Raw genomic sequence first — 21,029 nt, 5'->3', positions numbered from 1 at the left:
GCCTTACGCGTTCCCGACCACGTAACACGCCGCCGCCATCAGCGCGCCCGCCAGACGGTTCGACCGGAACCGCGCGAGCGGGTTGGCGGGATCGTCGGCGTCGAGCGTTGCGACCTGCCACGCCAGATGCGCCGCGACCGGCAGCAGCGCGAGCAGCGCGAAGCCATCGCTGCGATACAGCCAGAAGCCCAGCGCCCACAGCCCGATCGTCAGCGCATAGAACGCACCCACACCGGCCTTCACCCGCCCGCCCATCGCCAGCGCGGAAGAACGGATGCCGACCATCGCATCGTCCTCGCGGTCCTGCAGCGCGTAGATCGTGTCGTAACCGATCACCCAGCAGATCGCCCCGGCATACAGGCAGGCGAGCACTGGCCAATTGTCCCAGCGCAGCTCGGTCCAGCCGACCAGCAGCCCCCAGGTGAACACCATCCCCAGCCACGCCTGCGGCCACCAGGTGATGCGTTTCATGAAGGGATAGGCTGCAACCAGCGCAAGACTGCCCAGCGCGACGGCCTGCGCCTGCCAGCGCAGTTGCAGCAGCACGATGAGCCCGGCGAGGCACAGCGCGATAAGCCAGCCCCATGCGAGTTTTTTCGACACGCGCCCGCTCGCCACCGGGCGCAGCGCCGTGCGCGCGACCTGCCGGTCGAGATCGGCATCGACGATATCGTTGTAAACGCAACCCGCCCCGCGCATCGCGATGCTGCCGACGAGCAGCCAGCCGAGCAGCGCAAGCTGCGGCCCCGCGCCTGCCAGCCACACCCCGAACACACAGGGCCAGAAAAGCAGCCACCACCCGATCGGCCGGTCGAACCGCGCCAGCATGGCAAGATCGCGCAGACGCTGCGGCAGGCGGGCGACAAGGCCGCCCGAAACGCTGCTGCGCTCGCTGTCGGGGACGATGGTGTCGCTCATGCCGTCTCGCCCTTTGACGCCCGCCATCCGAGCCCGGCCAACACCAGCATGATCGCGTTCCCCGCAAAATCGAGCATCCCGATGCTGGTCAGGACCGGCACACGGTAATGAAACCAGTAATTGAAGGCAAAAAACGGCAGAAGCGCCGCGGCAAATACCGCAAAGCTGCGCGCATTCCAGCGCGTCACCAGCGCCATCACCCCGAACAACACCGCCTGCGCGCCAAAGCAGGCGACTGCAAAGCGCGCGAAATAGGCACTGCTCCGATAGGGCGCGGTGATCGCAAGTTCGATCACGCTCGAAGGTGCAAACAGCGCCCAGCCCCCGAGGATCAGAAACACGGCGGCAATCAGGAATTGAGCGGTGCGCGCGGACATGGCTTGCTCCCTAGCGGCCTGCGCGCCTAGTGCAAAGCCATGCCTGCCACCCCAACCTGGCCGCCCAAAAGCGCACCGCGCCTGTTCGTTGCCGAAAAACTCGCGGCGGGCGCGCATGTGCGGATCGAAGGCAATCCGGCGCATTATCTGGCGCGCGTCATGCGCGTGGGCACGGGCGATATCGTGATCCTGTGCGACGACGTGACCGGCGAATGGGCCGCGCGCGTGGTCGATACGGGCAAGCGCGACGTGACGCTCGAAGTTGCGGACATGCTCCGCGCGCGCGAAGCTGTGCCCGATCTGTGGCTGTGCCCCGCATTGCTCAAGAAAGACCGGTTCGACCTGATCCTCGAAAAAGCGACCGAACTTGGCGTGGCGACGATCCGGCCGATCGTCACCCGGCGCTGCGTCGCGGACAAGTTGAACCTCGAACGCGCCGCCGCGATCACCACCGAAGCGGCCGAACAATGCGCGCGCACCGCGCTGCCCGCGCTGTCCGCACCGGTGAAGCTCGATGCGCTGCTGGCGGACTGGCCCGAAGGGCGCGCGCTGTTCTTTGCCGACGAAAACGGCGGCGCGCCCGCTGCCGCAGCGTTCGGCGCCCACCATGGCCCGGCAGCCATCCTCACCGGCCCCGAGGGCGGGTTCGACGATGCCGAACGCGCCGCGATCCGCGCGCATCCTGCCGCGCGCGCCATCACGCTCGGCCCGCGAATCCTGAGGGGCGAAACCGCCGCGATGGCCGCGCTGGCGCTGTGGATGGGCACCGCGGGCGACTGGTAAGGCCGCGCGCGAAGCGGATTTTGCAAGACAAACGGCGATACCATGCGCAAAGGCGAATCTGCCTTTGCATCGGCAAACCAGTTTTATGAAGCAACCGGCCAGAGAGAGCCTGTCATGAGCACACGCGAAGCTTCCACCGCCGACGATCCGGTGATCGAAAGCCCGGACCAGCTGATCCTGCCGATGGTCCGCGGCGAAAAACCGCCCGCCGACTGGCGCATCGGCACCGAACACGAAAAGCTGGTCTTCAATACCGCCGATCACAGCGCCCCGCCTTATGGCGCCCCCGGCGGTATCCGCGATCTGCTGAAAGGCATGGAGCAGTTCGGCTGGACCCCGGTCGAGGAAACCGGCGCGGACGGCACCACCAACGTCATCGCGCTGAAAGGCGCGGACGGCGCGGTCAGCCTTGAGCCTGCGGGCCAGCTCGAACTGTCGGGCGCGCCGCTCGAAAACCTGCACCAGACCTGCGCGGAAACCGGCCGCCATCTGGCGCAGGTCAAGCAGGTGGGCGAGGCCTTGGGCGTCGGCTACCTCGGTCTGGGCATGTGGCCCGACAAGACCCGCGAAGAACTGCCGATCATGCCCAAGGGCCGCTACGACATCATGCTGCGCCACATGCCGCGTGTGGGCAGCATGGGTCTCGACATGATGCTGCGCACCTGCACGATCCAGGTGAACCTCGACTATTCGAGCGAGGCGGACATGGTGAAGAAATTCCGCACCAGTCTCGCGCTGCAACCGCTGGCGACTGCGCTGTTCGCCAATTCGCCCTTTACCGAAGGCAAGCCCAACGGCTTCCTTTCCTACCGCTCGCACATCTGGTCGGACACCGATCCGCACCGCACCGGGATGCTGCCCTTCGTCTTCGAGGACGGCTTCGGCTACGAACGCTGGGCGGAATACATGCTCGACGTGCCGATGTATTTCGTCTTCCGCGAGGGCAAATATATCGACGCGGCGGGGCTTTCCTTCCGTGATTTTCTCGAGGGGAAATTGAGCGTGCTGCCGGGCGAACGCCCGACGCAGAGCGACTGGTGGGATCACCTTTCCACCGCGTTCCCCGAAGTGCGGCTGAAGTCGTTCCTCGAAATGCGCGGCGCGGATGGCGGGCCGTGGAGCCGGATCTGCGCGCTCCCCGCCTTCTGGGTCGGGCTGCTCTATGACCAAGGCGCGCTCGATGCGGCGTGGGATCTGGTCAAGGGCTGGTCGATGGAGGAACGCGAGCGTTTGCGCAATGAAGTGCCGCGGCTTGCGCTCGCCACCCGCTCACCCGATGGCGGCACCTTACAGGACCTGGGCCGCGAAGTGCTCAAGATCGCGCATGCAGGTCTGAAATCGCGCGCGCGGCTGAATGCCGCGGGCGATAACGAGACGGGCTATCTCGAAACGCTCGATGAGATCGTCGCCAGCGGCAAGGTGCCCGCGCAACGCTTGCTCGATGCTTATCACGGCGAATGGAACGGGGATATCACTCGCGTTTACGAACAACAGTTCTGAAGGCGCGCCCTTGATGTGATCTATTCCGCCGGGACAGCGTGGGCCGCGACCGGCGCTGCCCCGCCCCCGGTGATCCGCCGCGACAGACGGGCCAGCCTTGCGGTGATCGCGCCGCGGCTTTGCATCCAGACGTAATATTCGCGGTATTTGGCATCTTCGGCGAGCAGGTGCGCTTCCTCGGTCCGCGCGCGCCAGTAATAGATGCCGTTGACCACGCCCAGGAACACGCAGTTGCGCAAGGCTTCGAGCGCGCTGTCGCTGGTGACCATGAAGGGCAGCACGCTCGCCCACCAGAACAGGTTTTTGGCAAGATAGGCCGGGTGCCGGGTAAAGCGATAGGGCCCGTGGGTGATCACCCCGCGATAGGTCAGGTTGGAAAAGCGCAGACCGAAAACCACCGTTGCCCAAGCATAGACCCCGGTGAGAAACACCAGCAGCGCGCCCCACGCCCACAGCAAGGCCGGATTGCCGCCAAACCAGTGCGCCCAGCCCGGCGTTGCCAACTCGTAGGACAGGATCTGGTCCTTGGGCCCGATGATCCCCCACACGAAGGGCGGATAGCACATCAGCGCCGCCAGCCAGCCCGCGAGCAGAGGGTTGCCCGAACGGATATGCGAATCGAGCGGGCGCAGCGTCAGCAGATACCCCACCGTGCCGATCTGGACATCGACGAGGAACAACAGCGTCACCAGCAGCATCGCGAACGCCACCGGATCGCCCAGCACCTGCGCTGGATTGGCGGTTACCACCTGCGCGAAGCCGGGCGGGAGGATCGAGATCATGAACGCCCCGAAGAAGCCCTTGATCGCCCACGCCCTCCAGTGCCGCAGGATCGCGCTGCGCTCCCACTGGTCGCGGCCCGCAATCCCGCCGCCGACCACGAAGGCGCCGAACTGGAACGCCCCGTCGCGCGGGTGCACCAGATAGCGATCAAGCCAGATGACATAGGGAACAGAGAAGATCACCAGCGGGAAGATGGCAAAGCTGAGCACTTCCATCGCGAACAGGTAATTGCCGCTCCAGTACCACCGGGCAAGCGTGTAGAAGCCAGCAATCAGCGCCCATGTCGCCCACAGGCCGACCAGCTTGATCACTGCATCCGGCATCACCTCGGCCAGCGGGCGTTTCAGCGTCCAGTCGATCCCGGTCGAGGGGCGCAGGTGCACCTTGTCGACCAGCAGCGACCATGCCGCCATCGGCACCGCCGTGAAGAACAGCGCCGCCAGCGCCGCGTAAGGGCCTGACAACTCGCCTCTTTCAGCCGACAATGCACCGCCCAGATCGAGCATCGCGGCGATCTGCGGATAGTTACGGCAAAAGGTGATCCACGCCGCCAGTCCGGCGAGCCCGACCATGCCGACGCCGGTCGACACGTCGCTTCGCGGCCGGGCGGCCGGCGCAGCTGTTGGATGGGCGGAAAGCGGCGCAGTCATGATGCCCCGCCCTACACCACAAGGGTTAACAGACGGGCAAACACCCCGCCGCTGCCCGGCAAAGGCGGGGCACGGTGCAGCAAAAAGGGGGCAAGCGGGGGTCTAACCCCCCGCAAGCACGCACCGCCGGGTTGGCGATCACTTCCAGGCGTGGATCGTGCCCGCGTCGTCCAACACGTACAGCACGCCGTCCGCCACCACGGGCGCAAGGCTGACCGGCGCGCCGACATCGGCAAACAGCGTCGCCGAGCCTTCGCCCGCGCTGATCCGCCACACTTCCCCGCGCGAGCTTGCCGCCCACAGCTGGCCGCCGGCAAGCACCGGGCCGGTCCAGAAGATCGGGCCCTTCTTGTCTTCGGCATCGCGGTAGCGTTGCAGCTGGCTGATCCAGCGCACCCGGCCCGACGAACGGGCAATCGCGAGGAGGCGGGCATCGTCGGTCAGCGTGAAGATCCACTCGCCCGCGATGGCTGGCGTGGAAATGCCCGCAAGGTTCAATTCCCAGATGCGCTGGCCGGTGACCAGTTCATAGGCGGCCATGCGTCCACCCTGACCCAGCGCATAGACGCGGCCCGAATCGATGATCGGATCGGCATCGATGTCGGTGATCGACCCCACGGTGGTCGAGATATTGGTCCGCGCCAGCGCGTCCGACCACAGCGAGCGGCCGTTTTCATAGCGGTAGGCGGTCAGTTCGCCGCTCGAATAGCCTGCAACGATCGAGCCCTGGCCAGCCGCCGGAGCGGCCACGCCGAACACGCCCGACTGGGTGTTGGAACCGCTTTCGTCCCACACCAGCGCGCCATCGGCAGTGTTCAGTGCGATCAGCTGGTTGTCCTGCGTCATCACGAAGACCTGGCCGAACGCGATCGTGGGCGATCCGCGCAAGGGGCCCGCGGGCTTGACCTTCCACAATTCGTCCCCGGTTTCGGCGTTCAGCGCGCGCACTTCGCCCACCCCGTTGGTGGCGTAAAGCTTGCCCGCTTCGAAGCTGACCCCGCCGCCGAAGGCGGAAGGCGCCTGATCCTTGGTGATCGATTCGTCGCCGCGCGACCACACACGTGCGCCCGTCGCCTTGTCGAAGGCCGAAATCGCGCCGTCGGTGCCCACGGCAAAGACCTTGCCCCCGCCGATCACCGGCGAGGCGGCCAGCCGCATGCGGTTCGACGATCCGGCAACCTTGGCAGTCCAGATCTTGGTCGGGGTTTCTGCAAGCGCGAGGTGGCCATAGGACTTGCTTGCCGCGCCGCCGGCCTGCGCCCATTCGGCATTCGCGCGCGCCGGGGGCAGCACCACCGACACCGCGGCAAGCGCCGGATCGACTTCCGCACCGCTTTCGATCCGCGACAGGATCGGCGTGCGATTGCCCACGGTCGGCGTGGTCTTGTCATCGCCGCCGCCGAACAGGCCGCCCTTGCAGCCGGTCAGCCCTGTGGCCAGCACGCCAGCGAGCAATGCGGCCCGCGCCAGTTTGGTGTGTGTCATGATCGCTTGTTCCAATCGTGTATCTTATTGCGCGGCGACGGGCGCAGCGTTCGCACCGGCGTTGGTCGCGGAAGCTGCCGCTGGCGCGGGTTCATCGGTGACGCCCTGTTCCTTGAGCAGCTTGTCGACATCGACCACCGCATCGACACCCATCAGCCCGGCCATCTGGCGTGCGCGGCTGCGCAGGCTTTCGGGCTGGCTTTCATCGGCGGCGATTGCGGCAAAGACCTTGCCCGCCTGCGTCCGGTCACCGGCTTCGAGATGCGCCATCGCGACCAGTTCGCCCGCCGAACCGAGATAGGGGTTGCCCGTCTTCGCCAAGGGGCCGAGCTGCGCGATCACATCGGCAGGCTTCATCCGGTCGTAATTGATCGTCACGTCGCGGATCCGCGCCAGATCGCGCAGTGCGGGCGGTGCATCGGCATCGGCGACGATCTGCCTGTAGATCCCGCTCGCCTTGGCATTGTCGCCCGCCTCGATCGCGGCGCTGGCCTGCACGAACCGCGCCGCGGTGCGCGCGCCGGGGGTGTTATCGTCGCCCAGCAGCGGCGCGACCTTTTCGGCGGCGGTCTTGAAATCGCCCTGATCGGCATAGTCGAGCGCGCCCACCAGCGTTTCGGACTGCTGTTCGAGCCCGCGTTCGGCATAGTGATCCCAGATCATGTAACCGCCAAGGCCGGCCAGCCCCAGCAGCACCACGCCGAGCACCTTGACCCCGTGATTGCGCATGAAATCATAGACCGCATCCTCGCGCACCGCCTCGTCGATCTCGCGGATCAAGACGTCGTCCTCGCGCGAGGTTTCGGGAATGGCGGGGGGTGTGGTGGGCGTGCGCGCCATGCTGGCTATCCGTGTCCTCGTAACATGCGTGCCCTGACCAAGCCGGACACCGCCGCGCTCTTTAGGCAGGTGGAAGGTCGCGCGCAATGGCGGCGGCAATGATCTGCAGGTATCGGGGCGGCGGATTGAACCGCAGATGAAGCGGGCGCGCGCATCAGAACCCGCGTCCCATCGCCCCGGCATAGACTGCTTCGTAGGCGGCGCGCATCGCTGCACTATCGAATTGGCTGCGCGCACGGTCGCGATTGGCTGCGCCTGCGCGGGCGCGCAACTCGGCATCGCTCGCCAGCCGGGCCAGCGATGCGCCCAGCTTTTCCACATCGCCCGCAGGCGTAATCAGCGCGGCGTTGGGTTGCGGCAGGATCGTGCGGATATCCCCCACATCGGGCGCGGCAACGGGCAATCCTGCTGCCATCGCCTCGACCACCGAAAGCGGGAATTGCTCGGAAGCGGAGGACAGCGCGAAGATATCGAACAGGCCGACCACCCGGGCCGGATCGACATTGCCGGGCAGATGCACCCGGCCCGACAGCCCGCAGGCTTGCGCCGCGGCAAGGATCGCGGCGCGCTCCGGCCCCTCGCCGCAGATCACCAGTTCCCATTCGGGCGGCATCTGCGCAAAGGCCGCGACAAGATCGGGCAACCGCTTGACCGCGCGCAGGCCCGCCAGCGTGCCGACCCAGCGCGTGCCCGGCCCCTTGCGGATCGGCAACGCGTGCGGATCGGCGGGCGCGGCAAAGGCGGCGGTGTCGATCCCGTTGGCGATCCGGTGCAATCGGGCGGGCGGCTGATGCCAGACATCGCGCGCGATGCTCTCAAGCACCTGCGAGGGCACGATCAACCGCGCCCCGCCGCCAAGCGCGGCGCGGCGATAAAGGTTGCGGCTGCGTTTCAGACCCGCCGCTTCGTCCTCGTTGAAGCCGTCCTCGTGGTGGATTAGCGGCGCTAGACCGAGCGCGCGGGCGAACAGGCGGTGCGCCATCACCGCGTCCATCGCGCCCCAGTTGTAGGTGCAGACGAGATCGAACCCCCGCATCGCGCGCGCGATCCGCAGCAGGCGGGCGGGCGTGGGGCGACCCTTGAGCGGGGGGAAATCCACCGGATAGGCAACCGGCACGTCCGCCGCGATCAGCGCGGCGGCGCCCAGAGCGGCGGGCTCTGCCGACACGATCGTATGCGATAATCGCCCGCCCCAGCCGTTCATCAGCCGGGCGCAGCGCACTTCCTTGCCGCCGGGCGAAAAGGTCGAATGGCAGTGCAGCACGCGCGGCGGCTGGGCTGCGGCGGCGATGCTGGTCACTCGGCCCCGGCGAAGAGATCGAGGATCGCGGGCCGCACCTCGGGCTCGTCAAGCGTCGGGGCATGGCCCACGCGCGGCACGGTGACGGTGCGCATCGCGGGGTTGACCACGCCCATCTGGCGCACGGTCGCCTCGCTCAACAGATCGGACAATTCGCCGCGCACCAGCAGCACCGGCACGCCTGCCAGCGCGGCAAAGGCGCGCCACAGATCGGGCGGCGCGGCGTTGCCGGGTTTGGCGAAGGGTTCGGCGATCGCCATGTCGTAATCGAACACGATCCGCCCGTTCTGGCTGACCACCATCGTGCGCTTGGCAAGGTCGAGCCACTGGTCGAGGTCGTAATCGGGGAAGGCCGCGCCGTGCGCCTCGCACAATCCGCGCGCGGCGTGGACCCAAGTGGGATAGCTGCGGCCCTGCCCGACATAGCCCGAAATGCGCGCAAGGCCCGCAGCGTCGACCTCGGGGCCGATATCGTTCATCACCAGCGCGCTGATCCGGCCGGGCTTGGCCGCCGCCATCAGCATCGCCATCAGCCCGCCCATCGAGGTGCCGACCACGGCAAAGCGATCAATCCCCTCGCCGGCCAGCAGCGCTTCGACATCCTGAACATAGGTCAGCGGCGAATAGGTATCGGAATCGGGAGCGTAATCGCTCATCCCGCGGCCGCGCATCTCGGTCACGATCACGCGGCGGGTGGCGGCGAGCACCTCGGCCAACGCTGCAAAATCGCGGGCGTTGCGGGTGAGGCCGTGCATGCACAGCACCGGCAGCTTGTCGCCGCCGTCGGGGCCGGGATAATTGCGGTAATGCAAGGTCAGCCCATCGCTGCTGGTCCAGTAACGGTCTTCGTACGTCGCGGCCATGAACTGCGCTATTCCCTGTTGCCTGCCTTGCCCGGCGCTTGCGCGCGGCCGGGCTTGTCCCCACTATCGCGGGATGACCCAGCCCATGCAACATCGCGATCAACCTGTCACCTATCGCCCCGATCCGGCGATCGCGATGCTGGCGGACTGGCTGGGCGATCCGGTGGCGCCGGCCGATTTTCCCGAAACACAGCTACGCTGGCGCAATGATCGCGCGGCGGCAAGCGTGGGGCTTCAAAGCTTGTCGGACACTGAATGGACGGCGCATTTCGGGCGCTTTGCCCCGCTTGAAGGCAACTTGCCCCGGCCGCTCGCGCTCAGATACCACGGCCACCAGTTCCGCGTGTACAACCCCGAGATCGGCGACGGGCGCGGGTTCCTGTTTGCGCAAATGCGAGGCAGCGATGGCCGGCTGCTGGATCTTGGCACCAAGGGTTCGGGCCAGACCCCGTGGAGCCGCAGCGGCGATGGGCGGTTGACGCTGAAAGGCGCAGTGCGCGAAATTCTTGCAACCGAAATGCTCGAAGCTTTGGGCGTGAACACCTCGAAAACCTTCAGCGTGATCGAGACCGGCGAGGCCTTGCATCGCGGGGACGAGCCTTCGCCGACGCGTTCGGCGGTGCTCACCCGGCTGTCGCATTCGCACATCCGCTTCGGCACGTTTCAGCGCTTGCTCGCGATCGAGGCGGCGGACGAGATGGCGGCGCTGATCGACTATTGCCTAGCGCACTTCCCCGCCCCGCCCCCGCCCGAAGACGCGCCCGACCGCGACAACCCCGCGATCCGGTTGATCCATGCCGTGGTCGAACGCATGGCGGACCTTGCCGCAAGCTACATGGTGGCAGGTTTTGTTCACGGGGTGCTCAACACCGACAACATGAACGTGACCGGCGAAAGCTTCGACTATGGCCCGTGGCGCTGGCTGCCCGCGTGGGACCCGGGCTTTACCGCGGCCTATTTCGACCATGCGGGGCTTTATGCGTTTGGCCGCCAGCCCGAGGCGCTGCACTGGAATTGCGGGCAGTTGGCCGTCGCGCTCAGGATGCACGCCGAGACCGCACCGCTGGTGGCCGCGCTCGAACGGTTCGGGCCGCTTTACATGGAAAATGTCGCGCGGCGGTGGTGCTGGCGGCTGGGGGTGGAAAGCCGCGGGCTCGAGGCCGACACGCAGTTCGTCGCCGCGTGCGAGGCGCAGATGCGCGAGACGGGCGCTCAGCCCGACGCGTTCTTTTTCGCACACCGCGGCGGCCGCGGCGCGGCATCGGGCGCGCTGGGCGAAGCGCTGGCGCAATATACCCCGGCACCGTCCGATCACCCCTATTGGTCGGACGCGGCCCCGCAATCGATGCTGATCAACGAGGTCGAAGCGATCTGGGCCGCGATTGCCGAACGCGACGATTGGGCGCCGCTCCACGCCAAGGTCACGGCCCTGCGCCGCATGGGCGAAGCGCACGGCGCAGCGCCGCTGCCTGCGGGCCATTCCTGAGCCGCGGCCCCTATCTTTTGGAAATTAGCCGCGTTAGGGGAAAAACCCGAGGGCGACAGCGCAACAGGCACGGGATTTCGGCAACTTGACCGACAATGTTCTCATTTCGATCGAACCGGCCAGTGGCGAGGAAATGTGGCGCGGCCCGGTCAGCGACATTGATGCAGCGGTGGCGGCGGCGCGCCGCGCCTGGGCGCCGTGGGCGGGCCGCGCGCTGACCGAACGGATCGAGGTGCTGCGCGCCTTTTCCAACACCGTGCGCCGCGATGGCGACATGCTCGCCGATCTGATCGCGCGCGAAGCGGGCAAGCCCTTGTGGGAAGCGCGCACCGAAGTCGACGCGGTGGTCGCCAAGGTCGATATTGCGGTCGGTGCCTATGCCGAACGCACGGGCAAGAAGAAGCTCGACGCCGGCGTGGGCGCAAGCGCCGCGTTGCGGCACAAGCCGCACGGGGTGATGGCGGTGCTTGGCCCCTACAACTTCCCCGCGCACCTGCCCAACGGACACATCGTGCCGGCGCTGCTGGCGGGCAATGCGGTGGTGTTCAAGCCTTCGGAAAAAACCCCGGCGACTGGCGAAGCGCTGATCGCCGCGCTGCACCGTGCCGGCGTGCCCGAGGATGTGGCGCAATGCGTGATCGGTGGGCCCGAGGAAGGCCGCGCGCTGGTCGCGCATCCGGGCATCGACGGGGTGCTGTTCACCGGGTCGGCGCAGGCCGGGATCGCGATCAACCGCAAGCTTGCTGCCAATCCGGGCAAGATCGTCGCGCTTGAAATGGGCGGCAACAATCCGATCGTGGTGATCGACACGCCCAAGCTCGCCGATGCCGCCGCGCTGATCGTGCAAAGCGCCTTTGCCACCGCCGGACAGCGCTGCACCGCGGCGCGGCGGCTGATCGTGGTCGAAAGCGTCTATGATGCGCTGATGGCCGAGCTGGTGCCGCTGGCGCGCAAGCTGATGGTCGGCCACCCGCTGGGCGAACCGCAGCCCTTCATGGGGCCGGTGATCGACAACGACACTGCCGACCGCTTGATGGAAAGCTTCGTCGCGCTGCTCACAGCAGGCGGGCGGCCGCTGCTGCACATGCGCCGCACCATGCCCGATCTACCCTTCCTCAGCCCCGGGATCATCGATGTCAGCGACGTGCCCGAACGCCCCGATATCGAACTGTTCGGCCCGCTGCTGCAGGTGATCCGCGTCCCCGATTTCGACAGCGCGATTGCCGAGGCGAACAACACGCGCTTTGGCCTTTCGGCGTCGCTGATCGGCGGCAGCCCGGATGATTACGGGCGGTTCTGGGCCAATATCCGCGCCGGGATCATCAACTGGAATGCGCCCACCAACGGCGCATCGTCGAAGGCCCCGTTCGGCGGGATCGGGTTGTCGGGCAATCACCGTCCCGCGGCCTATTACGCCGCGGATTACTGCGCCTACCCGGTCGCCAGCACCGAAATGGACCAGCCGCGCGCCAACGTGATGGTGGGCGTGCGCCCCTGAGTGCGGCGCGTGGTGCTCACCGCCCGCGCCATACCAGCGTTACCCCGGTCAATCCGCCCGCGCGCGCGCGCAGATGCACCGCCAGCCGCTCGCCTTTTGCGCCCTTTGCCACAATGGCAGCGGCAGGCTGGGCATACCGATTGGCAGCAAGACCCGCGCGCCGTGCGCGGACGACATGATATTGCATCAGATCATCCGCAGGCGCTTCGCTGTCATAGCGCACGATCCGCAAGTTGCAGCCCGCCCGGTCCGCTCCCCCTGCCTGCACCACCATCGCCTGCGCGGGAATCGCGGCAACTGGGGGCAGATCGGCAGCCATCAGAAAATCCTCGCGCAAAGCTGCCGCGCAAGTTTGCGGCGCGCCGACCGCGGCGAGCAGTTCGGATGCTCCCGACATCGGGCCTAGCACCGGCGGCCCGGCATCCGCACGCGCCGGGGGCAATTCGGGCAAGGGCCCGCCTTCAAGCATTTCGATCCGGAGCGCCTCGCGCGCGGCGCTCGCCTGCGCGCTGTCGGCGGTGAACACCGGCAGCGCTGCACTGTCGACGAAACCGATCGCGGCATTGGCTTCGTTGCGGCTGGCAAGATCGGGGTCGGTCAGCAGCGGATCGAACAACGCGCGCGCCACCACCGGATCGCGCGCGACCAGCGCTGCTGTATCGCTCTCGTGTCTGGACGCAGGCATGCACCCGGCGATCGGACCGGCACACAGCAGCAGCATCAGGATCGAGGCACGGCGCATCGGCCAAGGCTTTGCCAGCAACGGGTTAATTTGCGCTCAACCGGATATGGAAACGCCCCCGGCGCCCAATGGCTCCGGAGGCGTTTCGCCGCGATGGCACCATCGCCTTCGCGCTTGCCGTCACTGGTGGGGGTGACGCCAAGTTCTCAGGCGACGCGTGCGCGAAAAGGGGCAAAAACGCACGCGGGGTGCCCGCTTCTTGTCGTTCATTTATAGAGCAAGGTTTCTGAACGCGGCCAAATCGGGCCTGAAAGCTGCGGTTCACCCTGCGGTGCGGCTTGCAGGCGTGCGCCAGCGCCCCTAACGCGGCGCGCAGATGACCAGCCCCGCACCCTCCGCCGCCTCTCAGTCAGCCAAGCCATCGGGCCTTGCGCCGGCGCTGGGCGCCTACCTCATCTGGGGGTTCCTGCCGCTTTACCTGATGCTGGTCAAAAGCGTGCCGCCGTTCGAATTCGTCGCCTGGCGGATCATCTGGACACTGCCGCTGTGCCTGTTGATCGTCGCCTTCCGCCGCCAGTTCGGCGAATTGCTGGGCGCGCTGAAAAGCCCGCGCAGCCTGTTGGCGCTGCTCGCCAGTTCGGTGCTGATCGCGGTCAACTGGTTCGTCTATATCTGGGCGATCATGGCGGGCGAGGTCTATGCGACCTCGATCGGCTATTATCTCAACCCGCTGGTCAATGTCCTGCTCGGCACGCTGGTGCTGGGCGAGAAATTGTCGCGCCGGCAATGGATCGCTGTCGCTATCGCGGCTGTCGCAGTCGCATTGCTGGCCGCGGGCGCGCTCACCAGCCTGTGGATCAGCCTGTGCCTGGGTGTCAGCTTTGCGCTCTATGGTCTTGTGCGCAAACAGGTTCAGGTGGGCTCGCTCCCCGGCCTGACGATCGAAAGCGCGATTCTGCTCCCCGTCGCGGGGGGAATCGCACTGTGGTATGCGGCAAGCCCCGCCGGTTCGGCCTTCGGGCAGGATGCGGGCCTGAGCGCGTTGATCGTGTTCTCGGGCGTAGTCACCGCGGTGCCGCTGCTGCTCTTCGCGATTGCGGCGCGGCGGATGGATTATTCGACGCTGGGCTTCCTGCAATATATCGCACCCACGATCGTGTTCTTCCTCGGCCTGTTCGTGTTCGAACAGCCGCTTGCGCCGGTCAAACTCATCAGCTTCGTGCTGATCTGGATCGCGGTGGCGATTTTCGCCTCGGATCTGTGGGCCAAGCGCAAAGCGGCGTCAGCCTAGGAACTTCCACCCCAGCGTCTGCCCGCCATGCCAGGGCACGATCTCCTCGCCTGTCACGGCGAGATATTGCGGCACCGCCACGTCTGCGCGTTCGAGCGTCACAGTCTCTTCGTTCACCGGCAGCCGGTAGAACGCCGGGCCGTTTAGCGAGGCAAAGCCTTCGAACTTATCCAGCGCGCCTTCCTCGTCGAACACGGTGAGATAGGATTCGAGCGCAAAGGGCGCGCCGAAGATGCCGGCGCAGCCGCACGCGGCCTCTTTCGCGCGGCGCAGATGCGGGGCCGAATCGGTGCCGAGAAAGAACTTGGCGCTCCCGCCCGTCGCCGCCTTGCGCAGCGCCAGCCGGTGCTCCTCGCGCTTGGCCACGGGCAGGCAGTAATTGTGCGGCTGGATCCCGCCGACCAGCATCGCGTTGCGGTTGATGTGGAGGTGCTGCGGGGTGATCGTCGCGGCGACATTCGGCCCGGCTGCCAGCACGAAGTCCACCGCATCGGCGGTGGTGATATGTTCGAACACCACGCGAAGCTTCGGGAAGGCCTCGACAATCGCGCGCAAGTGCCGGTCGATGAACGCTTTTTCGCGGTCGAACACGTCGACATCGTGGTCGGTCACCTCGCCGTGGATGCACAGCACGATGTCCTCCGCCTCCATCCGCGCGAGCACCGGATAAAGGCCCTCGATGCTCGAAACGCCCGCCGCCGAATTGGTGGTGGCGTTGGCGGGATAGATCTTGGCAGAGGTGAACACGCCTTGGGCCGCGCCGCGCGCCAGATCATCGGCATCGGTGGTGTCGGTGAGATAGCAGACCATCAGCGGCTCGAAGCTGACGCCCGCTGGCACGGCGGCACGGATACGGTCGCGATAGGCGGCGGCGAGCGCGGTGGTCGTCACCGGCGGGGTAAGATTGGGCATCACGATCGCGCGGGCAAACTGGCGCGCGGTATAGGGCACCACGTCGCGCATCACATCGCCATCGCGGAAATGCAGGTGCCAGTCATCGGGGCGGCGGATCGTGATGCGGTCGCTCATGGCTTCCCCTTAGCGGCGGCCATGCCTATCTGTCACGCATGACTGCAACCCTCCTTTCCGCCCGCGCGCTGGTGCGCCTTGCCCCGCTCGATGCTGGCGAGGATGTCGGCGCCTTCCTCCAAGGCCTCGTCACCAATGATGTCGCATGCCCCCTGCCCTGCTATGCCGCGCTGCTGTCACCGCAGGGCAAGCACCTTTTCGATTTTCTGGTGTGGGGCGATGCCGGCGGGTTGCTGATCGATTGCGAGGCCGAGCAGGTCGATGCGCTGGTTAAGCGATTGTCGATGTATCGTCTGCGCCGCAAGATCGCGATCACCCGCGAAGATACGCTCGGTGTGCATTGGAGCATCGCCGAACAACCAGGCGCGGTGCCCGATCCGCGTCTGGCACAGCTCGGCTGGCGCTGGATCGGCGCGCGCGAAGGCGACAGCGCGGATTCCGCATGGACCGCGCACCGCCTCTCGCTCGGCGTGCCCGAGGGGCGCGGCGAGATGGGCGATATCCTGTGGCTTGAAACCAATGCGGTCGAGCTTTCGGGGGTGAGCTTCACCAAGGGCTGCTACGTCGGGCAGGAAAACACCGCGCGGATGAACTGGCGCCAGAAGGTCAACCGCCGGCTGGTGGTCGTGCCGCTTGACCGGTCGGACGAGGCGCGGCGCGTGGCCGCTCATCCCGACCTCGGGCTTGCGGTCGATCACCTGCGCGTCGAAAATCTCGACCCTGCAAGGCTGCCCGTATGGCAGGCTGCGGGGCTGGCCGGCGCCGGCGACTAACCCAGCTGGTGTTCGCCGAGGCTCGCTTCAAGCATCGCAGTCGCCCGCTCGCGCGCCGAATCGCGCGGCAAACCGAGCGATTTTGCAAGCGCCCCGCCGATCAGCGCATCCCCCAGCGCCATCAGCACCAGCGACAGCGTATCGCCGTGGATCCGCAGCGGCGCGACCCCGTGGCTGGCTTCTTCGGGCGCGAGCTCGTCGACCAGATCGTGGATGGTCGAAATGATCGGGTCGAGCGCATCCTCGTTCCCGGTCAGCAGCATCCAGCTGGTGAGCGCGCCCGCCCCTTCGCGGTCGAAGGCATCGAAGGCCAGATCCACCACTTCGCGCGCCGATCCCAGCCCTGCGCGACTGGCGCGCACGGCATCAATGATCGTTTCGCACACCGTGCGGGCGAGATGTTCGGCCAGCGCCTTCTGCAACCCCGAAGCCGAACCGAAATGGTGAAGCAGGTTGGCATGCGTGCGCCCGATCCGCGCCGACACCGCCTTGAGCGTGACCGATTGCGGCCCCGTTTCGATAAGCAGGCTGCGCGCCGCTTCAAGCGCGCTGTTGCGGGATTCTTCGGGCGTTAGCCGTTTGCGGGCGACCATAATGGACGCGGCACTAACGGCTTTTGCAGGTGCGAACAAGCCGCCCCGGCCATGTCCCGATCGTCAGGCGGCCACCGCGAACGGGCCTGAATCCATGTCAGGCTCCAGATCGCGCGCGTATTCGATCGAATCGGCCGCTTCGCCCCGGCCGAGGCTGAAACGACGGCCCGCGCGCCCGGTCGGCACGAAGCCGAGCTTGCGCAGCACCCTGCCCGATGCCGGATTGTCGGCGAAATGTCCGGAGACGATGCGCCGGTGCCCCAGCGCGCGTGCGATCGACAGCACCGCGTCGGCCGCCTCGGTCGCAAACCCGCGGCCCCAGTGGCTGCGGGCGATCCAGTAACCCAGCTCCGCCTCGCCCTCGTGGAGGCCCAGGCCAGCCGACCCGATCACGCCATGACCGGGCAATGTCACCAGGAAATGCGGAAGCCGGATATCCTGCGGCATCGCGGCAAAGGCCTGCGCATCCGCGATACCATAGGGCCAGGGCGCGCGCGCCAGATTGCGCACGATCCCTTCCTCGCCGATCCCGGCGTGGATTGCGCCGCAATCCTCGGGGAATGCGGGCCGCAGGAACAGTCTTTCAGTGCGATGGAACACATCGGTCTCCCTTGGTCGCCCTGCACCGCGCATAGCCCGGCTGCATGACGCTTTCGTTGCCACGAAACTCGATTTTTCCGTGACTTGTTCCGAGGGAGAGAACGAAAAAAGGGAGACGGACCCCCTCGATCAGAGGATGGTCCTGTCTCCCTCATTGCGCGGGTCTTGCACCCGCCGGGACCATCCTTGCCGGACGATCCCTTTCACGAATCGTCCGCTTATTCGGCCGCTTCGGCCATCGCGTCGACGCTGACGTATTTGCGGCCGAGCTTGCCCGAGTGGAAACGGACAACGCCTTCGGCGAGCGAATACAGGGTATGGTCCTTGCCCATGCCCACGTTCACGCCCGGATAGACGCGGGTGCCGCGCTGACGGATGATGATGTTGCCGCCGATTACTTCCTGACCGCCGAACTTCTTGACGCCGAGGCGACGACCGGCCGAATCACGACCGTTACGCGACGAACCGCCTGCTTTCTTATGTGCCATGGTTCACCTCGCTCCTTATTCGACCGATGCCGCCGCGGGGGCGTCTTCGGTCTTGGCCTTCTTGGCAGCGGCCTTCTTGGCCGGCTTTTCGGCAGCGCCGACAGCGGTAATGCGCAGCAGCGTCATCTGCTGGCGGTGGCCGTTCTTGCGGCGATAGTTGTGGCGACGACGCTTCTTGAAGACGATCACCTTCTCGCTCTTGGCCTGAGCGATGATTTCAGCCGAAACGGTCACCTTCGCGACGTCGGCGATGTCATCGCCTTCGCCTGCGAGCAGGATGTCGCCCAGGGTAATCGTGTCGCCGGCTTCGCCTGCGAGCTTTTCAACGGCAATCTTGTCTCCGGCGGCAACCCGATATTGCTTGCCGCCCGTGCGCACAACAGCGAACATGGCTTTTAACTCTCTTGTGTCTTGCGAAATCCGGAAAGACGAGCCTGAGCACACCCACCGAACGGCAATGCGAGGCATGCGAAGATGCAGCCCCGTGAAGGATGCGTGCCGTTAAGGGAAAGATTGGGCCAAGTCAACGCCGGTGCGCCTGCGGATGCTGCAAAAAACATCCGTCCGGCGCCCGGATGCCCTGCACCGGCCTGCCGCTTTGCCATTTGCAGGCGGCGTGGTAAGCACGCGCGGGATCACCATGCGCCAAAACCTGACACAAATCATCGCCCTTGTCCTGCTTTATCCGGGCCTTGCCGCCTGCGCGCGAGGCGACGACACCTATCCCTCGTTGGCGATCCGTCCGGCAGAGCTCGGCTTGCCTGCCGAACCCCCGCCGCCCGCCGGACCGATTCGCCCCGCGACGCCCGCGGCGCGCCTGGCGCAATTGCGCAGCACGGTGCAATCGGCCGACACCGCCTTTGCCACGCGCGCCGCGCAGACCGCGCGACTCGCCGAGGCGGCTGCGGGTCAGCCGTTCGAAAGCAACGCCCGTGCAGCCGCGATGGTCGCGCTCGCCGATCTCGACGGCTTGCGCGCGCGCACCGCGAACGCGCTGGTGGAAATCGACGTGATGGCGGCCGAGGCTGCCAACCTGCTCAGCCCCGATCAGCCGCTGACCGATTTGCAGACCGAAGTGGCCGCAACGCTTGCGCGCGAGGATGCGACGATCGCGCGGCTGTGGGCACGGATCGGATCATGAACCTCGCCTGCGCCACCTGTCCGGTCAAGGAAAGCGCCGCCTGCGCGGTGCTGACGTCCGAGGAACGCGATGCGCTGGCCGCGGCGGGACGCACCCGCACGTTGAAGCGCGGCGAGATGCTGTTTGCCGCAGGCGACGAGGAGGCCGCCTGCGCCACCCTGCTGACCGGCGCGCTGAAGGTGTCGGCGGTCGATGTCGAAGGGCACGAGCAGATCCTCGCGCTGGTTCACCCGGCGGGCTTCATTGGCGAATTGTTCGCGCCGTTTGCCCACCACGATGTCGTGGCGCTGACCGAAAGCCGGCTGTGCACCTTTGCCCGCGCCGATATCGAACGCGCGGTCGAGGAATATCCCGCGCTGGCCCGCGCGCTGCTGCGCCGGAGCCAGGCCGATCTGCTGGCGAGCCGCAACCTGCTCGAACTCACCGGCCATGCCAGCGCCGAAGCCCGGCTTGCCGCGCTGCTCCACGATTTTGCCGCCGCCGCGAGCGACAGTTCGTGCCATCTGGCGCAAAGGTTCGAGCTGCCGCTGACCCGCGGCGAGATCGCGAACATGCTTGGCCTCACGATCGAAACCGTCAGCCGCAAGCTGGGCGAGCTCGAAGACATGGGCGCCATCCAGCGCGAGGGCAAACGCGGGATCGCGCTGCGCGATCCGGTGTTGCTGCACGAGATTTCGGGGCGGTAGCCCGAGGGAAAGGCGACCGTCCCGAAGGGGGAGCTTACCGGGTCGAGGCAGGGTTTACGCCACTACGGCAGCGATCACCGCAACCGCGAGGCCCCAGCCCACCAGCAGCACGGGCAGGATCAGCATCTGCACCGTGGCCTCGCCCGCGGTCAGTCGGCCGGTCAGTGTCATGATCCCGCGCTGGCGGAACTCGCCCAGCGTCTGGGGCTCGGTGGTATTGCCCGCCAGCCGCGTCCACAGCGCCGGGACGCCGAAGCCCGCGACGATGAACAGCACGAAAATCGCCATCGGGATCGCCAGCACGGGGTTGGCAAAAGCGCTGCCGACCACCAGCAGGAACCCCAGATACCCCGCCACGGTCGCGCCATAGAGCGCGGTGGGGAGGCCGAAATTGCGATCGACCGGGTGGCTGCGATCGGCGGCGGCAACCTGCGGCTGGGCGACGATCCGCGCATCGCCGCGGGCAAGGTGGTCGTTGACGATGTGGCTCATGGGAGGTTCCTTTCGCTGTGTTGGAAAGGATGTATCCCGCGCACTGGAGGCCCGCTTTGATCCCGATCAAATCAGCCTTGCCAGCGCGAAAGATCGCGCGCGTCCTGCTCGCGCGGTTCGATCCAGTGCCACTGGCCATCGCGCCGTTCGCGTTTCCAGAACCATGCCGCGCTCTTGAGATGATCCATGCAGAAATCGACCGCATCGATTGCGTCGCGGCGGTGCAGCGCGGCGGCCGATACGCAAACGATCGGCTCGCCCGGATGCATCTGGCCCACGCGGTGCACCATCAACAGCCCCATCAGGGCGAAACGCGCAAAGGCGCTGTCGGCAAGTTCGTGCATCCCCGGCAGCGTCAGCGGCGCATAATGCGTGAGTTCGAGCAGCTCGACCCCGGCATCGGCGCGCACTTCGCCGACGAAGGTGCAGACCCCGCCGAGGCCCGGGTTGGCACTGGTGAACGGCCCGATCAGCGCGCCCGGATGGAACACGTGATCGATCAGGCGGATGTCGCGCATCAGCCCCCCGACACCGGCGGCAGCAGCGCGATCTCGTCGCCAGCGCCTGCCTGCATCATCAGCTTGTTCGGCAGCAATGCCCCATTGATCGCCACCCGCACGCGCGGATCGTCGATCGCTTCGGCAAGCATCGCGGGAAGCGCAGCCTTGAGCCCCTGCCAATCGAGCGGATCGGACAGCGGCAGCGGCACGGCAAGCTGCGGCGCGCCCGCCAGATCGGCAAGCTTGCCCAGGGGTATCACGCGCGCCATCG

24 protein-coding genes are annotated in these 21,029 nt (G+C 66.8%); 8 read left to right on the top strand and 16 right to left on the bottom strand.

The window, feature by feature from the left end; translation table 11 throughout:
• Nucleotides 1-3: 3 nt before the first annotated feature.
• Entirely contained in the window at nucleotides 4-918 is a 915-nt protein-coding gene (gene ubiA / locus A9D12_RS09950; RefSeq protein WP_068351352.1) for a 4-hydroxybenzoate octaprenyltransferase, read from the bottom strand.
• On the bottom strand, nucleotides 915-1,295 hold the full coding sequence (locus A9D12_RS09945) for a hypothetical protein (RefSeq protein WP_068351349.1): 381 nt from the start codon (nucleotides 1,293-1,295) through the stop codon (nucleotides 915-917). The genes ubiA and A9D12_RS09945 overlap by 4 nt, the downstream gene beginning before the upstream one ends.
• Before the next feature lie 39 nt (nucleotides 1,296-1,334).
• Between A9D12_RS09945 and A9D12_RS09940 the strand changes: the two genes are divergently transcribed.
• Both A9D12_RS09940 and A9D12_RS09935 read left to right on the top strand, forming a co-directional pair.
• Entirely contained in the window at nucleotides 1,335-2,078 is a 744-nt protein-coding gene (locus tag A9D12_RS09940) for a 16S rRNA (uracil(1498)-N(3))-methyltransferase (protein ID WP_068351347.1), read from the top strand.
• 114 nt (nucleotides 2,079-2,192) lie between these two features.
• Complete coding sequence (locus tag A9D12_RS09935) at nucleotides 2,193-3,578, top strand: glutamate--cysteine ligase (protein WP_068354240.1); 1,386 nt, start codon at nucleotides 2,193-2,195, stop codon at nucleotides 3,576-3,578.
• A gap of 20 nt (nucleotides 3,579-3,598) precedes the next feature.
• On the opposite strand, the gene A9D12_RS09930 is transcribed toward A9D12_RS09935, so the two are convergent.
• The 5 genes from A9D12_RS09930 to A9D12_RS09910 form a co-directional block, all read right to left on the bottom strand.
• Nucleotides 3,599-5,011 carry a methyltransferase family protein gene (locus A9D12_RS09930; protein ID WP_068351345.1) on the bottom strand — a complete coding sequence of 471 codons (1,413 nt, stop codon included), beginning with the start codon at nucleotides 5,009-5,011 and terminating at the stop codon, nucleotides 3,599-3,601.
• 138 nt (nucleotides 5,012-5,149) lie between these two features.
• Nucleotides 5,150-6,496, bottom strand: coding sequence for an outer membrane protein assembly factor BamB family protein (locus A9D12_RS09925; protein WP_068351342.1), 1,347 nt, complete (start codon nucleotides 6,494-6,496; stop codon nucleotides 5,150-5,152).
• Nucleotides 6,497-6,520: 24 nt separating this feature from the next.
• A complete protein-coding gene (locus A9D12_RS09920; protein WP_082925506.1) occupies nucleotides 6,521-7,336 on the bottom strand; it encodes a tetratricopeptide repeat protein in 816 nt (271 codons plus the stop codon).
• A gap of 154 nt (nucleotides 7,337-7,490) precedes the next feature.
• Nucleotides 7,491-8,636, bottom strand: coding sequence for a glycosyltransferase family 4 protein (locus tag A9D12_RS09915; RefSeq protein WP_082925505.1), 1,146 nt, complete (start codon nucleotides 8,634-8,636; stop codon nucleotides 7,491-7,493).
• Nucleotides 8,633-9,499: an alpha/beta fold hydrolase gene (locus A9D12_RS09910; protein WP_068351339.1), complete on the bottom strand. Its 867-nt coding sequence runs from the start codon at nucleotides 9,497-9,499 to the stop codon at nucleotides 8,633-8,635. The genes A9D12_RS09915 and A9D12_RS09910 overlap by 4 nt, the downstream gene beginning before the upstream one ends.
• A 73-nt stretch (nucleotides 9,500-9,572) precedes the next feature.
• Here A9D12_RS09910 and A9D12_RS09905 point away from each other — a divergent pair, with 73 nt between their 5' ends.
• Entirely contained in the window at nucleotides 9,573-10,985 is a 1,413-nt protein-coding gene (locus A9D12_RS09905; RefSeq protein ID WP_156522854.1) for a protein adenylyltransferase SelO, read from the top strand.
• A gap of 133 nt (nucleotides 10,986-11,118) precedes the next feature.
• A complete protein-coding gene (astD, locus tag A9D12_RS09900) occupies nucleotides 11,119-12,483 on the top strand; it encodes a succinylglutamate-semialdehyde dehydrogenase (protein ID WP_068354232.1) in 1,365 nt (454 codons plus the stop codon).
• Between the two features lie 16 nt (nucleotides 12,484-12,499).
• Here astD and A9D12_RS09895 read toward each other — a convergent pair whose 3' ends face one another.
• Nucleotides 12,500-13,225, bottom strand: coding sequence for a hypothetical protein (locus A9D12_RS09895; RefSeq protein WP_068351335.1), 726 nt, complete (start codon nucleotides 13,223-13,225; stop codon nucleotides 12,500-12,502).
• A 316-nt stretch (nucleotides 13,226-13,541) separates the two neighbouring features.
• Between A9D12_RS09895 and rarD the strand changes: the two genes are divergently transcribed.
• Nucleotides 13,542-14,456: an EamA family transporter RarD gene (rarD, locus tag A9D12_RS09890; protein WP_068351331.1), complete on the top strand. Its 915-nt coding sequence runs from the start codon at nucleotides 13,542-13,544 to the stop codon at nucleotides 14,454-14,456.
• On the opposite strand, the gene pyrC is transcribed toward rarD, so the two are convergent.
• Nucleotides 14,448-15,485, bottom strand: coding sequence for a dihydroorotase (gene pyrC / locus A9D12_RS09885; protein ID WP_068351328.1), 1,038 nt, complete (start codon nucleotides 15,483-15,485; stop codon nucleotides 14,448-14,450). The two genes, rarD and pyrC, sit on opposite strands and share 9 nt — an antisense overlap.
• 38 nt (nucleotides 15,486-15,523) lie before the next feature.
• On the opposite strand from pyrC, the gene ygfZ reads away from it, so the two are divergent.
• Nucleotides 15,524-16,258 carry a CAF17-like 4Fe-4S cluster assembly/insertion protein YgfZ gene (gene ygfZ / locus A9D12_RS09880; protein ID WP_068351327.1) on the top strand — a complete coding sequence of 245 codons (735 nt, stop codon included), beginning with the start codon at nucleotides 15,524-15,526 and terminating at the stop codon, nucleotides 16,256-16,258.
• Here the strand turns inward: ygfZ and A9D12_RS09875 are convergent.
• The 4 genes from A9D12_RS09875 to rplU form a co-directional block, all read right to left on the bottom strand.
• Entirely contained in the window at nucleotides 16,255-16,851 is a 597-nt protein-coding gene (locus A9D12_RS09875; RefSeq protein WP_068351325.1) for a TetR/AcrR family transcriptional regulator, read from the bottom strand. The two genes, ygfZ and A9D12_RS09875, sit on opposite strands and share 4 nt — an antisense overlap.
• A 63-nt stretch (nucleotides 16,852-16,914) precedes the next feature.
• Nucleotides 16,915-17,451 (bottom strand): GNAT family N-acetyltransferase, encoded by a 537-nt coding sequence (locus A9D12_RS09870; RefSeq protein WP_068351321.1) that lies wholly within the window; start codon nucleotides 17,449-17,451, stop codon nucleotides 16,915-16,917.
• 218 nt (nucleotides 17,452-17,669) lie between these two features.
• Nucleotides 17,670-17,939 (bottom strand): 50S ribosomal protein L27, encoded by a 270-nt coding sequence (rpmA, locus tag A9D12_RS09865; protein ID WP_068351314.1) that lies wholly within the window; start codon nucleotides 17,937-17,939, stop codon nucleotides 17,670-17,672.
• A gap of 15 nt (nucleotides 17,940-17,954) precedes the next feature.
• Nucleotides 17,955-18,329, bottom strand: coding sequence for a 50S ribosomal protein L21 (gene rplU, locus A9D12_RS09860; RefSeq protein ID WP_068351311.1), 375 nt, complete (start codon nucleotides 18,327-18,329; stop codon nucleotides 17,955-17,957).
• 250 nt (nucleotides 18,330-18,579) lie between these two features.
• Between rplU and A9D12_RS09855 the strand changes: the two genes are divergently transcribed.
• Both A9D12_RS09855 and A9D12_RS09850 read left to right on the top strand, forming a co-directional pair.
• Nucleotides 18,580-19,080, top strand: coding sequence for a hypothetical protein (locus A9D12_RS09855; RefSeq protein ID WP_156522853.1), 501 nt, complete (start codon nucleotides 18,580-18,582; stop codon nucleotides 19,078-19,080).
• Nucleotides 19,077-19,766: a Crp/Fnr family transcriptional regulator gene (locus A9D12_RS09850; RefSeq protein ID WP_068354228.1), complete on the top strand. Its 690-nt coding sequence runs from the start codon at nucleotides 19,077-19,079 to the stop codon at nucleotides 19,764-19,766. Before A9D12_RS09855 ends, A9D12_RS09850 begins: the two co-directional genes overlap by 4 nt.
• A 54-nt stretch (nucleotides 19,767-19,820) precedes the next feature.
• Here A9D12_RS09850 and A9D12_RS09845 read toward each other — a convergent pair whose 3' ends face one another.
• The 3 genes from A9D12_RS09845 to A9D12_RS09835 all read right to left on the bottom strand — a co-directional run bounded on the left by A9D12_RS09845 (nucleotide 19,821) and on the right by A9D12_RS09835 (nucleotide 21,027).
• Nucleotides 19,821-20,258: a hypothetical protein gene (locus A9D12_RS09845; protein ID WP_068351307.1), complete on the bottom strand. Its 438-nt coding sequence runs from the start codon at nucleotides 20,256-20,258 to the stop codon at nucleotides 19,821-19,823.
• Between the two features lie 71 nt (nucleotides 20,259-20,329).
• Nucleotides 20,330-20,776, bottom strand: coding sequence for a molybdenum cofactor biosynthesis protein MoaE (locus A9D12_RS09840; protein ID WP_068351305.1), 447 nt, complete (start codon nucleotides 20,774-20,776; stop codon nucleotides 20,330-20,332).
• Nucleotides 20,776-21,027 (bottom strand): MoaD/ThiS family protein, encoded by a 252-nt coding sequence (locus A9D12_RS09835; RefSeq protein ID WP_068351303.1) that lies wholly within the window; start codon nucleotides 21,025-21,027, stop codon nucleotides 20,776-20,778. Before A9D12_RS09835 ends, A9D12_RS09840 begins: the two co-directional genes overlap by 1 nt.
• Nucleotides 21,028-21,029: the final 2 nt, after the last annotated feature.

Origin of the sequence: Erythrobacter neustonensis (assembly GCF_001663175.1) — a bacterium.
Lineage (GTDB): Bacteria > Pseudomonadota > Alphaproteobacteria > Sphingomonadales > Sphingomonadaceae > Erythrobacter > Erythrobacter neustonensis.
Note: the sequence above shows the minus strand (reverse complement) of the source record. Positions and strands in the feature narration are given on the sequence as shown.